17 protein-coding genes are annotated in these 18,871 nt (G+C 71.7%); 4 read left to right on the plus strand and 13 right to left on the minus strand.

Annotated elements, in window-relative coordinates:
* Window positions 1-130 precede the first annotated feature (130 nt).
* Both ACFVWD_RS02010 and ACFVWD_RS02015 read right to left on the minus strand, forming a co-directional pair.
* Window positions 131-658 carry a hypothetical protein gene (locus tag ACFVWD_RS02010; RefSeq protein WP_389593364.1) on the minus strand — a complete coding sequence of 176 codons (528 nt, stop codon included), beginning with the start codon at window positions 656-658 and terminating at the stop codon, window positions 131-133.
* 60 nt (window positions 659-718) lie between these two features.
* Window positions 719-2,476, minus strand: coding sequence for a S8 family peptidase (locus ACFVWD_RS02015; RefSeq protein WP_389593365.1), 1,758 nt, complete (start codon window positions 2,474-2,476; stop codon window positions 719-721).
* A 285-nt stretch (window positions 2,477-2,761) separates the two neighbouring features.
* Between ACFVWD_RS02015 and ACFVWD_RS02020 the strand changes: the two genes are divergently transcribed.
* Window positions 2,762-3,736: an SMP-30/gluconolactonase/LRE family protein gene (locus ACFVWD_RS02020; protein WP_389593366.1), complete on the plus strand. Its 975-nt coding sequence runs from the start codon at window positions 2,762-2,764 to the stop codon at window positions 3,734-3,736.
* Window positions 3,737-3,875: 139 nt separating this feature from the next.
* Here ACFVWD_RS02020 and ACFVWD_RS02025 read toward each other — a convergent pair whose 3' ends face one another.
* From ACFVWD_RS02025 to ACFVWD_RS02060, 8 genes are all read right to left on the minus strand, one after another.
* Complete coding sequence (locus ACFVWD_RS02025; protein WP_384906303.1) at window positions 3,876-4,868, minus strand: PAC2 family protein; 993 nt, start codon at window positions 4,866-4,868, stop codon at window positions 3,876-3,878.
* 170 nt (window positions 4,869-5,038) lie between these two features.
* Complete coding sequence (locus tag ACFVWD_RS02030) at window positions 5,039-5,710, minus strand: FadR/GntR family transcriptional regulator (RefSeq protein ID WP_389593368.1); 672 nt, start codon at window positions 5,708-5,710, stop codon at window positions 5,039-5,041.
* A gap of 100 nt (window positions 5,711-5,810) precedes the next feature.
* On the minus strand, window positions 5,811-7,112 hold the full coding sequence (locus ACFVWD_RS02035) for an amidohydrolase (protein WP_389593542.1): 1,302 nt from the start codon (window positions 7,110-7,112) through the stop codon (window positions 5,811-5,813).
* Window positions 7,109-7,867: a nucleoside phosphorylase gene (locus ACFVWD_RS02040; protein WP_389593369.1), complete on the minus strand. Its 759-nt coding sequence runs from the start codon at window positions 7,865-7,867 to the stop codon at window positions 7,109-7,111. The genes ACFVWD_RS02035 and ACFVWD_RS02040 overlap by 4 nt, the downstream gene beginning before the upstream one ends.
* Entirely contained in the window at window positions 7,864-8,730 is an 867-nt protein-coding gene (locus ACFVWD_RS02045; protein ID WP_389593371.1) for an ABC transporter permease, read from the minus strand. Before ACFVWD_RS02045 ends, ACFVWD_RS02040 begins: the two co-directional genes overlap by 4 nt.
* On the minus strand, window positions 8,730-9,764 hold the full coding sequence (locus ACFVWD_RS02050; protein WP_389593373.1) for an ABC transporter permease: 1,035 nt from the start codon (window positions 9,762-9,764) through the stop codon (window positions 8,730-8,732). Before ACFVWD_RS02050 ends, ACFVWD_RS02045 begins: the two co-directional genes overlap by 1 nt.
* Before the next feature lies 1 nt (window position 9,765).
* Entirely contained in the window at window positions 9,766-11,292 is a 1,527-nt protein-coding gene (locus ACFVWD_RS02055; protein WP_389593375.1) for an ABC transporter ATP-binding protein, read from the minus strand.
* Window positions 11,273-12,322 carry a BMP family ABC transporter substrate-binding protein gene (locus ACFVWD_RS02060; protein WP_389593543.1) on the minus strand — a complete coding sequence of 350 codons (1,050 nt, stop codon included), beginning with the start codon at window positions 12,320-12,322 and terminating at the stop codon, window positions 11,273-11,275. Before ACFVWD_RS02060 ends, ACFVWD_RS02055 begins: the two co-directional genes overlap by 20 nt.
* Window positions 12,323-12,650: 328 nt before the next feature.
* On the opposite strand from ACFVWD_RS02060, the gene mtnA reads away from it, so the two are divergent.
* Window positions 12,651-13,682, plus strand: coding sequence for an S-methyl-5-thioribose-1-phosphate isomerase (gene mtnA / locus ACFVWD_RS02065; RefSeq protein WP_389593377.1), 1,032 nt, complete (start codon window positions 12,651-12,653; stop codon window positions 13,680-13,682).
* An 84-nt stretch (window positions 13,683-13,766) separates the two neighbouring features.
* On the opposite strand, the gene mtnB is transcribed toward mtnA, so the two are convergent.
* From mtnB to ACFVWD_RS02080, 3 genes are read right to left on the minus strand one after another with little or no spacing between them, the layout of a single operon-like run.
* On the minus strand, window positions 13,767-14,375 hold the full coding sequence (gene mtnB, locus ACFVWD_RS02070; protein ID WP_075027707.1) for a methylthioribulose 1-phosphate dehydratase: 609 nt from the start codon (window positions 14,373-14,375) through the stop codon (window positions 13,767-13,769).
* Window positions 14,372-15,091 carry an acireductone synthase gene (gene mtnC, locus ACFVWD_RS02075; protein WP_389593379.1) on the minus strand — a complete coding sequence of 240 codons (720 nt, stop codon included), beginning with the start codon at window positions 15,089-15,091 and terminating at the stop codon, window positions 14,372-14,374. Before mtnC ends, mtnB begins: the two co-directional genes overlap by 4 nt.
* Complete coding sequence (locus ACFVWD_RS02080; protein WP_099923546.1) at window positions 15,088-15,687, minus strand: cupin domain-containing protein; 600 nt, start codon at window positions 15,685-15,687, stop codon at window positions 15,088-15,090. The genes mtnC and ACFVWD_RS02080 overlap by 4 nt, the downstream gene beginning before the upstream one ends.
* A 555-nt stretch (window positions 15,688-16,242) precedes the next feature.
* Here ACFVWD_RS02080 and ACFVWD_RS02085 point away from each other — a divergent pair.
* Both ACFVWD_RS02085 and ACFVWD_RS02090 read left to right on the plus strand, forming a co-directional pair.
* Entirely contained in the window at window positions 16,243-17,349 is a 1,107-nt protein-coding gene (locus tag ACFVWD_RS02085; RefSeq protein WP_389593381.1) for a substrate-binding domain-containing protein, read from the plus strand.
* Window positions 17,336-18,868: a sugar ABC transporter ATP-binding protein gene (locus ACFVWD_RS02090; RefSeq protein WP_389593382.1), complete on the plus strand. Its 1,533-nt coding sequence runs from the start codon at window positions 17,336-17,338 to the stop codon at window positions 18,866-18,868. Before ACFVWD_RS02085 ends, ACFVWD_RS02090 begins: the two co-directional genes overlap by 14 nt.
* Window positions 18,869-18,871 lie beyond the last annotated feature (3 nt).

Here is an 18,871-nt window from a genome sequence, read left to right on the forward strand (position 1 = left end):
GGGGCCCCCCCGGCGTGGCCCGGGGCGGCGTGGACCCCCTCGGGGGCGTGCCCTTTTTTTCCCTCCTTTCGGTGGGGGGCGGGGGGGGGGCGACCCCCCCGGCGCCCCTTCGTTCTTCGTTCTCAGAGCGTCACTTGTTCACGATGACGGCCTGCACGGCGTTGCTGTTGGCGTCGTAGACGCCGATGACCTGCTGCCCGTAGGCGAAGGCCTGCTGGACCTCGTCGTGGGTGACCTGGTTGGGGTTCACCAGCGGGCGCCAGGCGTTGTCGATGAACAGGTAGAGGATCGACGGCTGGCCGGGGAGCGGGGTGACCACGTCCCAGAAGTGCTGGGCGATCCCGCTCGTCAGGACCTGCGCCTGCTGCTGTTGCTGCTGCCCGCCGAGCTGCTGGAGCAGCTGCTGGAACGGCTGCTGCTGCCCCATCTGCTGGAGCTGCTGCTGGAGGTGCTGCGGAATCTGCTGCAGCGGGATGTGCTGCTGCGGGTTGTGCAGCTGTCCGAACGGCTGCTGCATCTGCGGTCCGAACGCCATGGGCTGCTGCTGTCCGAACTGCTGGGGCGGCGCCGTGCTCGGTCCCTGCTGCCCCAGCTGGATGCCTTGCTGGATGCCCTGCTGGTGCCCTTGCTGCTGACTCGTCTGCGGGGTGGTGCTCATATGGGTGCCACCTTCCGTGAATCATCGAATCGTTGACTTGCGGCTACGCCCTCGGATACGTCAGCCCGTGACCACCAGGCCGACGATCTCGTCCTCCGAGAACCAGACGCGTACGTCGGGCCGTCCGCCCGCGAAGGCGGAGTGCACCGCCTGACGGATCTCGGGGGAGGGGTTGTTGAGGTTGCGCCAGTCACCGGCCACGAACAGCCGGAGCCTGGGCGGGAGTTCGCGCGGGTACGGCAGCAGCTCGTCCCAGTACCGTTCGGCCTGGCCCGAGCCGACCGCTTCCGGCAGCAGACGGGTGACCGCCGCCTTGATGTCCGGCCGGTTGCCGATCCGCTGGGAGGCGGGTCGGCCCGGCGCGTCCTGCTGCGGGGAGCCGGTGGCCCGCAGCACCGCGCGGGCACGCTCCGGGGACATCGGTTCCTGGGCCGCCGCCTTGAGCATGCCCTGCAGCGCGGCCAGGGCGCCGACCACCACCGGGGAGGCGGAGGAGGTCCCGGAGAACGTGTCCGTGTACCAGCCGGTCTCCTCGGCACCGCCCTGCAGATCGCCGGGCCGGTCCCAGAAGCCGCCGGTGGTCGTGACCTCGCGCCCCCAGCCCTGTGTGTCCACCCGCGCCCCGTAGTTGGAGAAGGCGAGGCGGGAGCGGTCCGGGCCGTGGTCGCGGCCGTGCGTGCCGGGCGGCGGTGCGCCCGCGCCGACCAGCACCGCGCCGGAGGACGGGTTGGCGGGGTTGAAGGGGTTGCGCCACCACGCGGGGAACTCGGCGGGGCGCCGCTCGTACACCGCGTCGTCGAGCGACTCGGCGCCGTTGCCCGCGGCCGCCACGACGAGCACCCCCTTGGCGGTCGCGTACCGGATGGCCGCGAAGTTGTCGGGCCACCACTCGATCGCGATGTACCCCTGCTGGTCGTCGCGCTCCTCGAAGTCGAACCGCGGCCCTGGGGCGTGCAGTTCGACCAGGATGATGTCACCGGGGCTCAGCCGTTCGGCCGCCGCGTGGATCGCGGCCGCCGTGCCCATGCCCTGGAAGGACGCGGCCGCGGTCACCGCGTCCGGCGCGATGCCGGTGATCCCGCGCTCGTCGCGGTCGCCGCCGATCACCCCGATGACGGCGGTGCCGTGGTTGCGCCAGGCGAGGTCCGTCAGCGGGGTGCCGACGACCACGCCCGCGAGCTTCGCGGCCAGGTCCTCGTGGCCCAGCTGCCACGCCCCCTCCACATCGATCACCGTCACGCCCTGGCCCGTACCGCCCGGCCGCTGCCAGGCCCAGTGGGCGTCGATGCCCTCGGGCGCCGGCCGCAGATAGCCCTGGCGGCTGGTGAAGTCCGGGGTGACCGGCGCCCCTTCCTTCGTCCGGCGGCCGTCGTCCGGGCCCGCCGAGTCCTGTGCGGTCCGCCCGGCCGACCCCACCGCGGCGGGGACGGCGCCGGGCTTCACGTACGCCGTGTCGATCTCCGGCAGCGCGGCGATCCGTGAACGCAGCTCCTGGGCGCGGCTCTCGACGCCGCGCACCCGGTAGAAGAGCGCGAGGTCGTTTCCGCCCCCGCCGTCCGCCGCCTCGGACTGCCGCAGTCGTTCCTCGCCGCCGAACAGCGGCTCCAGGGCGAGCTGTTCGTCACTGAGGAACATGTTGAGGGCCGACACGTCCGAGCCCGCCGCCGAGCGGACGCCCTCGGCGCCGGCGCGCAGCCGGGCCTCGGGGCGTGCGACGACGATCAGCTCCTGCTCGGCTCCCCGGTAGGTGAACCCCGCTCCGTCGGGTCCCGGCCCGGCCGTTCCCGGGCCCTGCGTCGGCTGTACCTGGTCGGTCATCGCGTACCGCTCCTCTCGGTTCGGTCCTGCGGGTGCTGCCATGTCCCGTCCCCGGGCCGTGCCTTCGAGGCACAACCTGGCACGCCCACGGCGACTCGTCCACCCCGGCTTCGCCAACTCGGTTTGAAATCAAGTTGAATGGGGAAACCTGTGCAATCCGTCCTGAAACAGATGTCACGCAGCAAACAGGCCAAAGGCTGCGGAGTCAGGTGTCATGTGGTGGGGTGGCAGGGACAGTTGATCGCTGGACCGGTCAACTCCCGGTCCCGCCCGGAAGGACGCACCGTGACATCCACGCACCGTTCGTTCGAAGACCGCCTCAGTCGCCGAAGACTGCTCACCGCCGGTGCCGCGACCGCCGGCGCCGCGCTCGCCGGGTCCTCGGCCGGCCCGGCCTGGGCAGCAGGGAAGTCGTTACCCACCGTCATACATCTGCCGAACGGCATCCGCCCGGAGGGCATCACCATAGGCGGCGGTCCGTACGCCTACCTCGGATCCATAGCCGACGGTTCGGTCTACCGCGCCGATCTGCGCACCGGACAGGGCCGGACCATCGCCCCGGGGCCGGGTACGGCGGCGGCCGGGCTCAAACTCGACGGCAGGGGGCGGCTGTTCATCGCCACGGTCGGTACGGGCGCCCGCGTGGTGGACGTCCGTACCGGCGCCGAACTCGCGTCGTACGTCCTCGCCACGGAGCCCGAGACCTTCGTCAACGACGTGGTCCTGACCCCCCGCGCGGTCTGGTTCACGGACTCCTACCAGCCCACGCTGTACGCGCTGCCGCTCGGCCCGGGCGGCGCCCTGCCGGACGCGGCCGACGTCGTACGGCTCCCCCTGGGCGGCGACTGGAGCCAGGTGCCCGGCGCCACGATCAACGCCAACGGGATCACGTGGACCCCGGACGGTGCCGCCCTGCTCGTCGTGCAGACCGGGGTCGGCGCCCTGCACCGGGTCGACCCGAGGACCGGAGTCACCCGGCTCGTCGACCTCGGCGACGCGGCGCCCCTCGTCAACGGCGACGGGCTGCTGCTCACCGGCCGGACGCTGTACGTGGTGCAGAACATGCAGAACGCGATCGACGTCTTCCGGCTCTCGCCCGACGGGCGCAGCGGCGTCTTCCAACACCGCCTCACCGACCCGGACCTCGACGTGCCGACCACCGTGGCTGCGTACGGGGACCGCCTGTACCTGCCCAACGCCCGGTTCACGACCACCCCGACGCCGGACACCCCGTACGACGTGATCGCCGTCGAACGCTGACGCGAGAAGGCCGCGGGGTACTGAACGCGGAGGGGCGGTGCGCCAGGTGCGCACCGCCCCTTCCGTCAGTCCGGCTTCCGTCTGCCCGGCCCGATCCATCCGATCTGGCCGATCTGTCCGATCTGTCCGATCGGGCGGATCAGTCCTCCGGGGAGTCCTCGTCCTCGGTGCCGGTCTCCGGCCGTGGGGACTTCGGAGGCTTCGGACGACCGCCGGGGTTGTCCCGCAGATACGAGGAGCTGTCGCTGCCGTCGGCCGTGGCGTGTCCGCCGGGGGCCGGGCCTGCCGGACCGCCGTCCCGCCGCCGCAGATAGCGCTCGAACTCGCGTGCGATCGCCTCGCCCGACGCCTCCGGCAGCTCCGCGGTGTCCCGGGCCTCCTCCAGCGTCTGCACGTACTCGGCGACCTCGCTGTCCTCGGCGGCCAGCTGGTCCACGCCCAGCTGCCAGGCCCGCGCGTCCTCGGGCAGCTCGCCCAGCGGGATCCGCAGGTCGATCAGGTCCTCCAGACGGTTGAGGAGGGCCAGCGTCGCCTTCGGGTTCGGCGGCTGCGACACATAGTGCGGTACGGCCGCCCACAGTGACACCGCCGGTACGCCCGCGTGCGTGCACGCCTCCTGGAGGATGCCGACAATGCCCGTGGGGCCCTCGTACTTGGTCTCCTCCAGGTCCATCGTGCGGGCCAGGTCCGGGTCGGAGGTGACCCCGCTGACCGGCACCGGACGTGTGTGCGGGGTGTCACCGAGCAGTGCGCCCAGGATCACCACCAGCTCCACACCCAGCTCGTGCGCGAAGCCGAGCAGCTCATTGCAGAACGAGCGCCACCGCATCGACGGCTCGATCCCGCGGACCAGCACGAGGTCGCGCGGCTTCTCGCCGCCGACCCGGACCACCGACAGGCGCGTGGTCGGCCAGGTGATCTTGCGGACCCCGCCGTCCAGCCACACCGTGGGGCGGTTCACCTGGAAGTCGTAGTAGTCCTCGGCGTCCAGCGCCGCGAACACCTCGCCCTTCCACTCCCTGTCGAGATGCGCGACCGCGGTGGAGGCGGCGTCGCCGGCGTCGTTCCAGCCCTCGAACGCGGCCACCATGACCGGGTCGATCAGCTCGGGAACCCCCTCGAGCTCGATCACCCAGCGCCTCCTTCCGACGTGCCCCTTACGTACGCCCCAACCTTACGGCGTGCCAAGGGGACCTCCGCAGCCCCCTTGCACGGGGGAGTGAACGGATCACTGCCCCACCGAGGGGCCGGAAACACTCGTGATCGCCGCCATGAACCGGCCCCGAGTCATCCGAGCTGTTTCTACAGGGTGCTGCGCAGCCACTGCTCCACGCTCGCGATGTGCACCGTCGCCCACGAGCGGGCCGCCTCCGCGTCGCGGTCCCGCAGGGCGGACAGGATCGCCCGGTGCTCGTGCAGGGTGCGGCTGACCGCGTCCTCCTGGGTGAGGCCGCGCCAGATCCGGGCCCGGGTGGTGGGTCCCGAGAGGCCGTCCAGCAGCGAGCACAGGACCGAGTTCCCGGAACTCTGCACGATGCCCCGGTGGAACTCCAGGTCGCAGGCGACGAGTTCCTCCACCGAGGGGGCGGCGCCCAGCGCGTCCAGCTGGGAGGTCAGGGCGTGCAGTTGCTGCTCGCTGATCCTCGTGGCTGCCATCGCCGTCGCGGCGGGCTCCAGGATCCGGCGCACGGCGAGGAACTCGAGCACCGTGTCGTCCCGGTGGAAGTCGACGACGAAGCTCAGCGCCTCCAGGAGGAGCTGGGGGTCCAGGCTGGTGACGTACGTGCCGTCGCCCTGCCGTACGTCCAGGATGCGGATCAGCGAGAGCGCGCGCACCGCCTCCCGCAGGGAGTTCCGGGACAGGCCGAGGTCGGCGGCGAGCTCGCTCTCCTTGGGAAGCCGGTCGCCGGGGCGCAGCGTGCCGGAGACGATCATGCCCTTGATCTTCTCGATCGCCTCATCGGTGACTGCCATGGCCGACCTCCCTGTCACTCCGGATGGCGCTGAGTCATCCGATGTCTTGGGCCATTATGTGGGGTCACCAGGCCGAACGGACACACAATCCACGGGCGGATCAGGCGAGAGCCTCCAGATCGGCGAGGGCGGCGGCCTCGTCGAGCGTCGTGAGCACACGGTCCCGCATCAGGATCCTGCCGTCGACGACGGTGTCCCGCACGTCCGCCGAGTGCGCGGCGTAGGCGAGCGTGGACCACGGGTTGTGCACCGGCCGCACATGGGGAGCGTTCAGGTCGAGCACGATCAGGTCGGCGCGCTTGCCCGGCTCCAGGGAGCCCAGGTGGTCGCCGAGGCCCAGCGCGCGGGCACCCTCGAGGGTCGCCATCCGGACCGCCTGTTCGGCGCCCACCGCCGTGGGATCGCCGGCCGCCTTGTGGACCAGGGCCGCCTGCCGCACCGCCCCCAGCATGTCCAGCGTGTTCGAGCTGACCGCTCCGTCCGTGCCGAGCCCGACCGTCACACCCGCGCTCAGCAGGCGTGGCACCGGAGCGATGCCGCAGCCGAGTTTCAGATTGGAGACCGGACAGTGCGCGACGGAGGTGCCGGTGCGGGCCAGGGCCGCGATCTCGGGACCCGTCAGATCCACGGCGTGCGCGATCAGCAGATCGGGTCCGAGCAGGCCGAGTGAGTCGAGCAGTTCCACGGGCCGACTGCCGTGGCGGACCTCGACGGTGGCGACCTCGGTCGCGTTCTCCGCCGCGTGGATGTGCAGCAGCGCGCCGAACTCCCGTGCCAGCGCGGCGATGCCGGTGAGCTGATCGGGCGAGAGCGCGTAGGTCGAGTGCGCGAAGAGGACGGGTCGGGTGCCGGGCCGAGCCGTCGTGCGATCGGCCAGGTCACGGCGGGCCCACGCCATCCGGTCCTCGTACGCGATGCCGTCCGCCGGGTCCGGTACGTCCATGAAGGTCGGCCCGGTGTGCAGCCGCCAGCCCGCCTCCCGGGCGACCCGCTCGGCCACCTCGTGGAACCAGTACATGTCGAGTGCCGAAGTGACCCCCGCCCGTACGCTCTCGGCGATCGCGGCCCGCACCCCAGCGGCGACGTTCTTCGGCGACAGCAACTCCGCTTCCCAGCGCAGCACCCGCTCCAGGAAGCCCTGGAGCGTGACGTCGTCGGCGCGGCCGCGCAGCAGCGTCATCGCCAGGTGCGTGTGGGTGTTGACGAGGCCGGGCAGGACGAGACAGCCCGTCGCGTCGAGGGTCTCGGCGGCCTCGTACCGCGTGCGCAGCTCCTCGGCGGCGCCGACTTCACGGATCTCGCCGTCGCGGACCGCGACCGCGCCGGAGCGTACGAAGGTGCCCGCCTCGTCGACGGTGAGGACGTCCCCGCCGTGGACCAGCAGATCGGCGTGCTCGCTCATGCGGCGCACGCCCGCTCTTCCGCCAGCAGACGCAGTGCTTCCAGCGCGACCACCGCACCGCGCTCCACGCCCGTCGCGACGACGTCGCGGTGCGGGTTGTAGCCGCCGGTGTTCTCCTCGTCGACCAGCTCGTCCGCGTTCGCGCCGTCGATCACGAGCACGCCGCCCGCGACGAGACCGCGCAGCGACGCGGTGACCAGCAGCGCGGACAGCTCCATCTCGATCGCCGCGAGGCCCGCGTTGTCGTAGGCGGTCAGCGGGATCAAGCCCGGCTGGAAGGCCGCCCGGGTCCACACGAGACCCCGGTGGTGCGGGGTGTCCGCGGCGCGGGCCGCGCGCTGGAGCGCGAACACCGCCTCGGGGGACGAGACCGCCGGGTACTCCGGCGGCAGAAGCTGCTGGGTCACCCCGTCGTCCCGTACGGCCGCCTCCGCGATGACGAGATCGCCGTCCCCGATGCCCGGGCGCATCGCCCCGGCCGTGCCGAACCGCAGGAAGGTCGTGACGCCCGCGTCGGCCAGCTCCTGGAAGAGCAGGATCGCGCCCGGCGCGCCGACTCCGTGTGAGGCGACGGTGACCGGCAGACCCTTCCAACTCCCGCTGAACACACGGTACTCACGGTGGTAGGAGACCTCCTCGACGCCGTCGAGCAGGGCGGCGACGGCCGCGGCGCGCGCCGGGTCGCCGACGACTACGGCGGACGGCGCCAGACCGGTGCGGGGTATCCGGGTGATGGGCAGCAGGTCCTGGGTCATGAGACGGCTCCAGCGGGGGTGGTACGGCGACGGCGGCGGGCCGTCGTGAGGAAGAGGGCGCCGAGCGTGACGACGTACGGCGCGGCATCGGTCGCCTGCTGGGGCAGGCCGAGGCCCTGCAGACGGAAGCCGGCGGCCTCGGCGAGGCCGAAGAGCAGCGCGGCGAGCAGGACGCCGAGAGGCAGGGCGCGGCCGAGCATGACCGCGACGACGGCGATCCACCCGCGCCCCGCCGTCATGTTCTCGGAGAACAACGTGACATTGCCGAGGGCGAGTTGGGCCCCCGCGAGCCCGCACAGGACACCCGAGACGAGTACGGCGGCGTACTGGTACTTGGCAGGACTGACACCGAGGGTCGCCGCGGCCTGGGGTGCCTCGCCGACCCCGCGCAGGCGCAGTCCCCACACGTGCCGCGAGAGCATCAGCGTGGCCACCGCGACCGCGGCCCAGGCCAGATAGGCGAGTGGCGAGAAGCCACCGACCAACGGCAGCCCGGCCAGTGACGGATCGTCAAAGGTGCCCTGCACACCGAAGACCGTACGCAGCAGGAAGCTGGTCAGGCCGACGGAGAGGAGGTTCATGGCGATGCCCACAACCACCGCGTCCCCGCGCAGGGTCACCGCGCCGACGGCGAGGATCAGGGAGTACGCGGCGGCGGCGAGCGCGGCCGCGAGGACGCCGAGCCAGGGGCTGCCGGTGAACCAGCTCGTGGTCACGGCCGTGAAGCAGCCCATCAGCATCATGCCTTCGAGGCCGATGTTGAAGACGCCCGCCCGTTCGCAGAGCGCGCCGCCGAGCGCGGCCAGCAGGATGGGGGTGAGCGCGCGCAACGCCGACATGAGGAGATCGGAGTCGAAGAACATCAGACAGCAGCCTTCTTCCGGAGCCGGCCGCGCGGGAAGCGCAGCCGGGCCGCCAGGAACACGATGACGATGGCCTGCAGCACCTGCGTCAGTTCACGCGGCACCTCGGTCGTGCGCTCCATCGAGAGCCCGCCGACCTGGAGCACGGCGAAGAAGAACGACGCCACCGCCGTGCCCAGCGGGGCCGCGCCCGCCAGCAGCGCGGCGGTCAGGCCCGTCCAGGTGTAGCCGGGGGCGGTGAGAGCCCCGTCGAGGAAGCGGTACGGGAAGCTCAGTACCCCGATCGCGCCGACCAGCCCGGCCAGCGCGCCCGAGGTGGCCATCAGCCGCAGCGTCAGCCCCCTGCGCTCGACGCCCGCGTACGCGGCGAAACGGGAGTTGAGCCCGGTCATCCGGATCTCGTAGCCGATCGCCGTGCGCCGGTCGGTGAACCAGTAGGCGGCCGCCGCCAGCGCGACCAGCAGCAGCCCGACCGTCACGGTCGACGAGCCGAAGGCCGGCAGCGCGACCCCGTCCGGCAGTTGCCGCGTCTGCGGGAGGCTGGAGCCGGGCTCCTTGAGCGGATAGCGGGCCAGGTAGGAGGCGAGCGACGATGCCGGATAGCTGAGCAGCAGGCTGCTCACCAGGAGCGGAACCCCGAAGTGGTTCTCGCACAGGGCGGCCAGGGCGGCGTACCCGCTGCCCGCCGCCATGCCCGCCAGGAGCGCGAGGACGACGGTGAGCGGTGCGGGCAGTGGCGCGTACAGCCCGGTGACGGCCGCGGCCATCCCGCCGAGCACCAGTTGGCCGTCCCCGCCGAGGTTGATGAGCCCGGCGCGCAGCGGGATCGCCAGCGCCAGGGCCAGGCCGAGGACGCTGGTGACGGTGGTCAGGGTCGATCCGATGCCGTCGGCGCCGAGAGAGCCGCTCAGGACGGCACCGTACGCGGTGAAGGGATCGGCGCCGGTGCCCACGAGGAAGAGGGCGCCGATGATCACGCCGGCGAGGACGGAGAAGGTGACGGGGGAGCGGAGTGCTCCCGTTATTCGGTTCATGTCAGTCTCCGACCTCCACCGGAGCCGCGCCGCCGGCCATCGCCAGCCCCAGCGTCCGTTCGTCCGCCTCGTCCTTCGGGTACGTCGCCGTCACGCGGCCCTCGTACATCACCAGCACCCGGTCCGCGAGCCCGCGGATCTCGCTGAGCTCGGCCGAGACCAGCAGGACGGCGTGGCCCGCGTCGCGGTAGGCGATCAGCTCGTCGTGGATGTTCTGGATGGCGCCGATGTCGACCCCGCGAGTCGGCTGCTCCACCAGCAACAGCGGTGCCTCGTGGGCGAGTTCGCGGCCGATCAGCAGCTTCTGGAGGTTGCCGCCGGACAGCGCGGAGGCGGGCACCTCGGGCGTGGCCGCCTTGATGCCGAAGCGCTCGACGAGCCGCCGCGCGTGGGCGCGTACGGCCGCGGGCGGCAACAGCCCGCGGGACGAGAGGGACGTACGGTGGTGGCCCATCGCGAGGTTGTCCGCGACGGACGCGGCGGGCGCCGTACCCACCGCGTGCCGGTCCTCGGGTGCGTAGGCGAGGCCTCGCGCCCGCCGTTCGGTCGCGGAGGCGTGCGTGATGTCCCGGCCCCGCAGGGTGACCCGGCCTGCTGTGACCCGCCGCAGTCCGGCCAGCGCCTCGATCAGCTCGCTCTGGCCGTTGCCCGCGACGCCCGCGATGCCGACGATCTCGCCCGCGCGGACGGTGAGCTTGACCTCGCGCACCGCGTCCGTGGTGACATCCTCCACGTCCAGCACCACGTCGCCCGGGGTGCCCGGGGCGTGCACGCGGTCCAGCTCGACCGCGCGGCCCGTCATCGCGGCGGCGATCTCGTCGGCGGTCGTCTCGGCGGTGCGCAGCCGGGCGACGACGCGTCCGTCGCGCAGCACCGTGACGTTGTCGCTGCCTTCGAGGACCTCACGCAGCTTGTGCGTGACAAGGATCACCGTGCGGCCCTGCGCGGTCAGCGACTTGAGCACCGCGAACAGGGCGTCGGCCTCCGCGGGGGTGAGCACCGCGGTCGGCTCGTCGAGGATGAGCGTACGGGCGCCGCGGTGCAACAGCTTCAGGATCTCCACGCGCTGGCGCAGCCCGACCGGCAGGTCGCCGACCCGGGCGTCCGGATCGACGGCGAGGCCGTGCTCCGCGGCGAGTTCGCGCACCCGGCGCCTGGCCGCCGCCCGGTCGACCAGACCGAAGCGGCGCGGCTCGGCCGCGAAGACGACGTTCTCGGCGACCGTCAGCGAGTCGAACAGCTTGAAGCTCTGGTGGACCATGCCGAGCCCGGCGGCCATGGCGGCACCGGGGTCCGCGAAGGTCACCGTACGACCGTCGATCCGTATCTCACCGGCATCCGGCCGCTCCATGCCGTACAGGACCGACATGAGCGTGGACTTGCCCGCGCCGTTCTCGCCCATCAGCGCGTGGATCTCACCGCGCCGGACGGTCAGGTCGACGGCGTCGTTGGCGAGCGTGCCGGGGAACCGCTTGGTGATTCCCCGGAGTTCGACGGCTGCCTCGACGTCAGCTCGCTGCGGGGTCATCGACCTTCAGCTCCCCGGCGACGATCTGGTCGCGCAGTGCCTTGACCTTCGTCAGGACGTCCTTGTGCTGGGCGATGACGCACTTGGAGGAGTCGACGCCGGCCTCAAGACCGGTCAGGCTGATGCCGCCCTCCTTCAGGCCGTACGACACGGTCGTGCCCGCCTTGCCGCCGAGGACCTGGTCGATGCCCTTCTCCACGGCGACGTCCGTGCGCTTGATCACGTTGTCGACGACCGTGCCGGGCGAGGAGACGCACTGGTTGACGTCGACGCCGTACGCGAACGCGCCCTTGGCCTTCGCGGCCTCGAAGACGCCGTAGTTGCCGGCCGCGGCTGCCGCCATGATCTGGTCGGTGCCCTTGGACAGGAGCGAGTTCGCCTGCTCCTTCGCGCGCGCCGAGTCGTCGAACGGGGACTGGCCGCCGACGAAGCGCGTCGAGGTGGACGTCTTGGCGGCCACCTTCTTGGCACCGGCCGCGAACGGGTCGCTGTAGCGCCGGAACTGGGGCGTGTCGAGGACGTCCACCGCGCCGACCTTGCCGCTCTTGCTGAGCAGTCCGGCCTCCGCGCCCGCGAGGTACACGCCCTCGTGCTCGCGGAAGACCGCGCAACCGACGTTCTTGAACGTCTTCGTCGTGCACGCGTCGATCATCAGGAACTGCTGGTCGGCGTGGGCCTTGGCCTGCTGCGCGACCAGGTCGGCGAACTCGAAGCCGACCAGCACGATGACGTCGGGCCTGGCTTCCACCGCGGCCTGCACGTTCTGTTGCTGCGAGGCGGTGTCGGAGGACTCGTAGACCTTCTGCGTCCCGTCGTGTGCCTTGGCCGCGGCCTTCACCCCGTCGACCGCGAGCTTCAGGAACTCGTTCTGCCCGACGGCGTCGGGAGTGACCAGGGTGAAGGACTTGCCGCCGCTCTTGGCGCCTTCGGAGGAACTGTCCTTGGCGGCGGCGTTGCAGGCGGTGGCGAGGAGCGCGGTGCCCGCCGCGAGGGCGGCGAACTGGAGGGGGCGGCGACTTCTGCGGGACACGGGGGACATGGGGATGACCTTCCAGTGGGTGCGGCGGGGCACGCGGGGGCGGCAGCGCGAAGAGGGTGGAGCGGTGAGGGGGGTGGAGCTCGGGGTGAACGGCGGGAGCTGAACTGCGGTCAGCTACGACAGCCGTCGGCGGCGCACCGGCCGAAGTCGAGGAAGCGGCGCATCGTGAGCAGCACACGTCCTCCTTCACGTCGGCCTGGGGGCTGCGGGTGCTGGAGAGTAACACCGGTTTCAGGACACGTGTCCGACTGTCTCGAACTGTGGTTCGCCATGGTCATGTACGGTGTCGCGCATCTTCGGAACATCAGGAGTGCCCGTTATGCCCCAGGAACTTCGCGCCGTCGAATGGACCGGAAACAGCCTCGCGCTCATCGACCAGACGGTGCTGCCGCACCGCACCGAGACCCGCGAGATCCGTGACGTGGACGGGCTGGTGGACGCGATCCAGCGGCTCGTCGTGCGCGGCGCGCCGGCGATCGGGGCGGCGGGGGCGTACGGGGTGGCGCTCGCGCTGTTGCAGGGCGAGCGCGAGGGCTGGTCGGCCGAGGAGACACGGGCGGCCGTGGCCCGCGTCCGTGCGGCGCGCCCGACCGCGGTCAACCTCATGGTGTGCGTCGACCGGGTGATGGCCCGCTTCGACGAGGGACTGGACGCGGTGCTCGCGGAGGCCGCGGCGGTCCAGCGCGAGGACGTCGAGGCGAACCGGGCGATGGGGGCGTACGGCGCGGACTGGCTGCTCAAGAAGGCCGGGGCGGACCGGCCGCTGCGGGTGCTCACGCACTGCAACACCGGTGCGCTCGCCACCGCCGGCTGGGGCACGGCGCTCGGCGTCATCCGTGAACTGCACGCGCGCGGCCTGGTCGAGGTCGTGTACGCCGACGAGACGCGTCCCCTCCTCCAGGGCTCCCGCCTCACCGCCTGGGAACTCGTCCAGGAGGGCATCCCGCACTACGTCCAGGCCGACGGTGCCGCCGCGGGAACGATTCTGAGGGGCGAGGTCGACGCGGCGATCGTCGGCGCCGACCGCATCGCCGCCAACGGCGACACGGCCAACAAGGTGGGCACCGTCGGGGTCGCCCTCGCCTGCGCGGACGCCGGAATCCCGTTCCTGGTGGCCGCCCCCACCACGACGGTCGACCTGTTCACGGCCACGGGTGCCGACATCCACATCGAACTCCGCGGCGAGGACGAGGTACTGGAGTGGTCGGGCATACGCACGGCGCCCATCGGGTCCCGAGGCCACAACCCGGCCTTCGATGTCACCCCGGGCCGCCTGGTGACGGGCCTGGTGACGGAGCGCGGGGTGCTGGAGATATCGGCAGGCGAACTCCCGGCCCACCACCTGCGCTAGCCGCAGGGGGTGGACTCACGCGGTGCTTTCGTCCCGGGTGGGTCCACCTCTTTCGTCCCGGGTGAGTCCACCCGAGGCGGTGGCTCAGCGGCCCGTCAGTTCCAACTCCAGCAGCCACTCCACCACTTCGGTGTGATGGCGGGCCCGGCGTGGGTCCGTGCCCCAGACGTACAGGCCGTGGCCCGCGACGACGACCGCCGGCATACGGGGGTCGCGAGCCGCTTCCAGGCGGTCGCCAAGGACCTTCATGTCCTGGCTGTTGGCGATGACGGGGAGGGTGACCTCGACGTCGTGGGCGGGCAGGCCGACGCCCTTGAGCATCTCCAGGTCCCGGAACACGATGCCCCCGGGCTCCCGGCGCCCCATGGCCACGGACGCGACCGTGTGGACGTGGACGACAGCCCCCGCACCCGTGAGCGCGGCCACGCGCGCGTGCAGCTCGGCCTCCGCCGACGGCTTCCCGCCGGCGACCGCCGCACCCGAACCGTCCACCAGCACCACGTCGTCGGGCGTGAGTTCACCCTTGTCGTGCCCGCTCGCGGTGACGGCGAGCCGCAGCGGGTCCCGGCTCAGGACGACGGACAGGTTGCCGGACGTGCCGCGCATCCAGCCGAAGGAGGCGAAGCGGGCCGACTCGGCGGCCAGGACCGCGCCCGCCTCCTTGAGGTCGAGGGCCGGCGTCTCGGCGGTCATGTGGTGCTCCTCGTGATGGTGATCTCGTCGAACGTCCCCGCCTGCGGGTGATCGCCGACGCCCTGCTCGTAGTACGGCTCCCCGGGGCGGCGTACCCCCACGGTCCGCCACCCGGCCGCCCGCGCCGCGTCCAGCTCGCCGGGCCGGTCGGAGAGGAAGAGCAGCCGGTCGGGCGCGCTGCCCAGCGCCGCCGCGATCGTCGCGTACGACGCCGGCTCCTGTTTGGGCCCCGCGTTCTCCGTGTCGTACAACCCCTCGACGAGCGGCAGCAGATCGCCCTCGGGACTGGACCGGAACCACGCCCGCTGCGCCGCCACGGACCCCGACGAGTACACGTGCAGCCGTACGCCCGCCGCGTGCCACGCGCGCAGCGCCGGGACGACGTCCTCGTAGAAGTGCGAGACGAGGTCGCCGCGTGCGAAGCCCTCGGACCAGATGATGCCCTGGAGGGTCTTGAGCGGGGTGGCCTTGCGATCCTCGTCGAGCCAGCCGTTCAGGGCCTTCTCGACGCGGGCGGCGTCCGCGTCGGGCTCCGCGATCAGCTCCCGCACCTGCGCGGTCGCCCGCGCCACCGCCGGATCACCGCTCCGCTCCGAGAGCAGTGCTCCGAATCGAGAGCGGGAGTACGGGTACAGCACGTCCACGACGAAACCCGTGGCGCTCGTGGTGCCCTCGATGTCGAGCACCACCGCGTCCACGTCGAACCGGAGCGTCACGCCGTGGCCCGGTCCCGCTGGTACCCCGCGTCGATCGTGTCGAAGTCCGGGAAGCGGTCCGCGATCCGGTCACCGGTGAAGTTCCCGACCCAGCCGTCCTCCTCGTGGAAGAACCGGATCGCGGTGAACGACGGCGACGTCCCCATGTCGAACCAGTGCGTCGTACCGCGCGGCACGCCCAGCAGGTCGCCCTTCTCGCACAGCACGGCGTGCACCTCGCCGCCGACGTGGAGGTAGAAGATCCCGGACCCCGAGACGAAGAAGCGCACCTCGTCATCGTCGTCGTGCGTGTGCTCCTGGAGGAACTTCGCGCGCGCCCCCTTCGCCTTGGCGGGGTACTCGGGGTCGTCGCTGGGGTGCAGCCCGAGGACGTCGACCGTCGTGAAGCCCTCCTCCGCGTTCAGCTTCTCGATCTCGGCACCGTACGCGGCGAACACCGTGTCGCTGTCCGCGTCCGCGGGCACGTCCTCGCGGACCGGCCACTGCTCGTAGCGCACACCGATCGGCGCGAGCGCGGCGGCGATCTCGGCCGGGTCGGAGGTGCGGCGCACCAGCGTCTCGGGTCCGGACTCGGGCCAGGTCGTCAGCAGGGTCATGAGAGAAACTCCAAGGGATGGATGGGATGTCCGGATACCGAGACTGGCATCGGTGCCCGGCCCAGAGACGAGGAAGGCGGCGTGCAGGAGGCGGGAGAGCCGGTGGTCAGCCGCGACACGCCGCGCCGGTGCAGCGGTGCATCGCTGTCGCGCATGGTGTCGTCATCGGAAGCCTCACTGTCCAACGTCGTCCGGCGATGGTAACTCCCGCCCGGTGATCGGCCGAGTGTGGCGAAGCGGGTGTTTCACATACTGAGAATCGAAGTCCAATACTTTGACGGCCGGCTGGAAACGTTCACATGATCTGCCTATGAAGACGCTGCTGCTCGTGCGGCGGCTGTACGTGGACTTGCTCCGGTCGACCACAGCCCGCTGTCGCTGACCTCCCCCCCGGAGCGCTCAACCACGCCCCGCCCTCGGCGCGTTCCCCGTGAACCCGAGGCGCCCGCCCGTGTACGAGACGTATGTCGCCCTGGCATGTTTCCTCCCCGGCGCTCCGGACCGGCACTCCCTCTTCGCCTCGCTCATTCTGCTTGCCCCAGCCCTGGAGCCCTCATGTCCCGTACCGCCCGCACCCGCGTCCCCCTCGCCGCGCTGTCGCTCGCTTCCGTCTCCGCGCTCTTCCTCGCGGGCTGCTCCCAGTCCTCCAACGCCTCGCAGAGCACCGGCGACCGGGCCGCCTCGGCCTCCGCCGCGACCGGCAAGAAGCCCGCCCCGTTCAGCAAGGGCGACGTGAAGGTGGCCCTGGTCCGGCAGAGCGGCGCCGGCGACTACTTCGAGCAGTGGGGCAACGGCGCCAAGGCACAGGCCAAGGCGCTCGGCATCGACCTGACCGTGTACGACGCCCAGGCCGACAACGCCAAGCAGGCCACCGACCTTTCCTCGGCCATCAACTCCGGCGCGCAGGCCATCATCGTCGACCACGGCTTCCCGGCCACGATCCAGCCCGAGATCGACCAGGCGGTGAAGAAGGGCATCAAGGTCGTCGTCTACGACGTCGAGACCACCAACAAGAGCGTCGTCAGCACCAAGCAGGACGACGCGAGCATGGCGCAGGCCGTGCTCGACGTCATGGCGAAGGACCTCGGCAAGAACGCCAAGGTCGGTTACGTCAACGTCGCCGGGTACGCCGCCCTCGACAAGCGCGACAGCGTCTGGAAGAAGACCGCCGACGCCCATGGCTGGAAGCAGGCGTTCAAGGTCGGCAAGGTCACCGACTCCACCGCCACCGACAACGTTCCCCTGGTGTCCGCCGCGCTCACCCAGAACTCCGACGTGACCGGTGTCTTCGCCCCCTACGACGAGCTCGCCAAGGGCACCGTACTCGCCGTCCAGAACAAGAAGCTCCGGGGCAAGGTGAAGGTCTTCGGCGCGGACGTCTCCAACGCCGACATCCAGAACATGACCGCCAAGGACAGCCCGTGGGTCGCCACGGCGGGCACCGACCCGTCCGCGGTCGGCGCCGCCGTCGTCCGTACGGCCGCCCTGGAACTGGCCGGTCAGCTGAACACCACCTCGGTCGAGTTCCCGGCCGTCGCCATCACCCAGGACTTCCTGAAGCAGAACAAGATCGAGAACATGGACCAGCTGCGCACGGCGCTGCCCGCGCTGAACCTCTCCAAGGTCAGCACCGCGGACTGGATCCCCAATGTCGCCCACTGACGCACCGGTGGAGAGCGCGGCGGTCGCCCTCCACGACGTCAGCATGGCCTTCGGGGGCAAGACGGTGCTCGTCTCCGTCTCCCTCGACATCGCGCCGGGCAGCGTCGTCGCGCTGCTCGGCGCGAACGGCGCCGGCAAGTCCACGCTCATCAAGATCCTGTCCGGCGTGCACACGGAGCACGGCGGACAGGTGAGCGTGAACGGCGTGGCCGCCGCGCTCCACTCCCCGCTCGCCGCCCGCCGGCTGGGCATCCAGACGGTGCACCAGCGCATCGGTGAGGGCATCGTGCCCGGCCTCTCGGTCGCGGAGAACCTGGTCTTCGAGGAGCTGGCCCAGACGCGCGGCAACCCGTTCCTGAACGGACGCCGGCTGCTGGCCCGCGCCCGCGAGATCCAGTCGGCCCTCGACCTCGGCTGGAGCGACGCCGTGCTCAGGCGGGACGTCACCGAACTCGGCGTCTCCGACCGCCAGTTGCTGATCCTGGCCCGGGCCCTGGCGACCCGGCCCCGCCTCCTCGTCCTCGACGAGCCGACCTCCGCGCTCTCCGCCGCCGAGGCGCGGCGCCTGTTCGCGCTCGTCGAACGGATGAGGTCGGAGGGCATCGCGGTGCTCTACGTCTCCCACCGCCTCGGCGAGATCGACGCGCTCGCCGACCGCCTGGTCGTCCTGCGGGACGGCCGTCTCAGCGAGGACCAGGTCAAGCCCTTCGACTGGGACAGCGCCCTGCGCGCCATGCTCGCCCAGGCTCAGGAGACGACCACCGCCCGGCCGCAGCACACGGGCGAACACGGGGAGGTCGTCCTCTCCCTGCGTGGCGTCCCGCTCCTGGCGGGCCACCCGCCCCAGGACCTCGACCTGCGCGCCGGCGAAGTCACCGGTGTCGTCGGGCTGCTGGGCGCGGGCAAGACCGAACTGGCCCGGGGCCTCTTCGGCGCCGAACCCTTCACCGGGGGGACCATCGAGCTGGACGGCAAGCCCTACGAGCCGCGCCGCCCGGCCGACGCCATCCGCGGCGGCATCCACCTGGTCCCGGAGGACCGGCACGCGGACGCGCTGGTCCCCGGCTGGTCGGTGGCCCAGAACATCTCCCTGCCGTTCCTCAGGTCGCTCTCCACGGGGGGACTCGTGAGCCGCGCCAAGGAGGACGCGCTCGGCCGCGCCACCATCGAGCAGCTCGGCGTCGTCGCCCGGGACGAACACAGCACCGTCGAGGAGCTGTCCGGCGGCAACCAGCAGAAGGTCGTCGTCGGCCGCTGGCTCGCCGAGAACCCCCGTGTCCTCATCCTGGACGAACCGTTCCGAGGCGTGGACATCGGCGCCCGCCGCGACATCGGCCGCCGCGCCCGTGCCCTGGCCGCCGAAGGAGCCGCCGTCCTCGTCCTGTCCGCCGACGTCGACGAGATCCTCGAGATCGCCGACCGGGTCGTCGTCCTGGCCGCGGGCGAGATCCGCCTCGACGCCTACGGGGAAGACGCGGAGCGCGACCGCGTGATCCAGACCATCTCGGCGTCCGTCTGATGC

Origin of the sequence: Streptomyces sp. NPDC058086, from assembly GCF_042885015.1 — a bacterium.
Classification (GTDB): domain Bacteria; phylum Actinomycetota; class Actinomycetes; order Streptomycetales; family Streptomycetaceae; genus Streptomyces.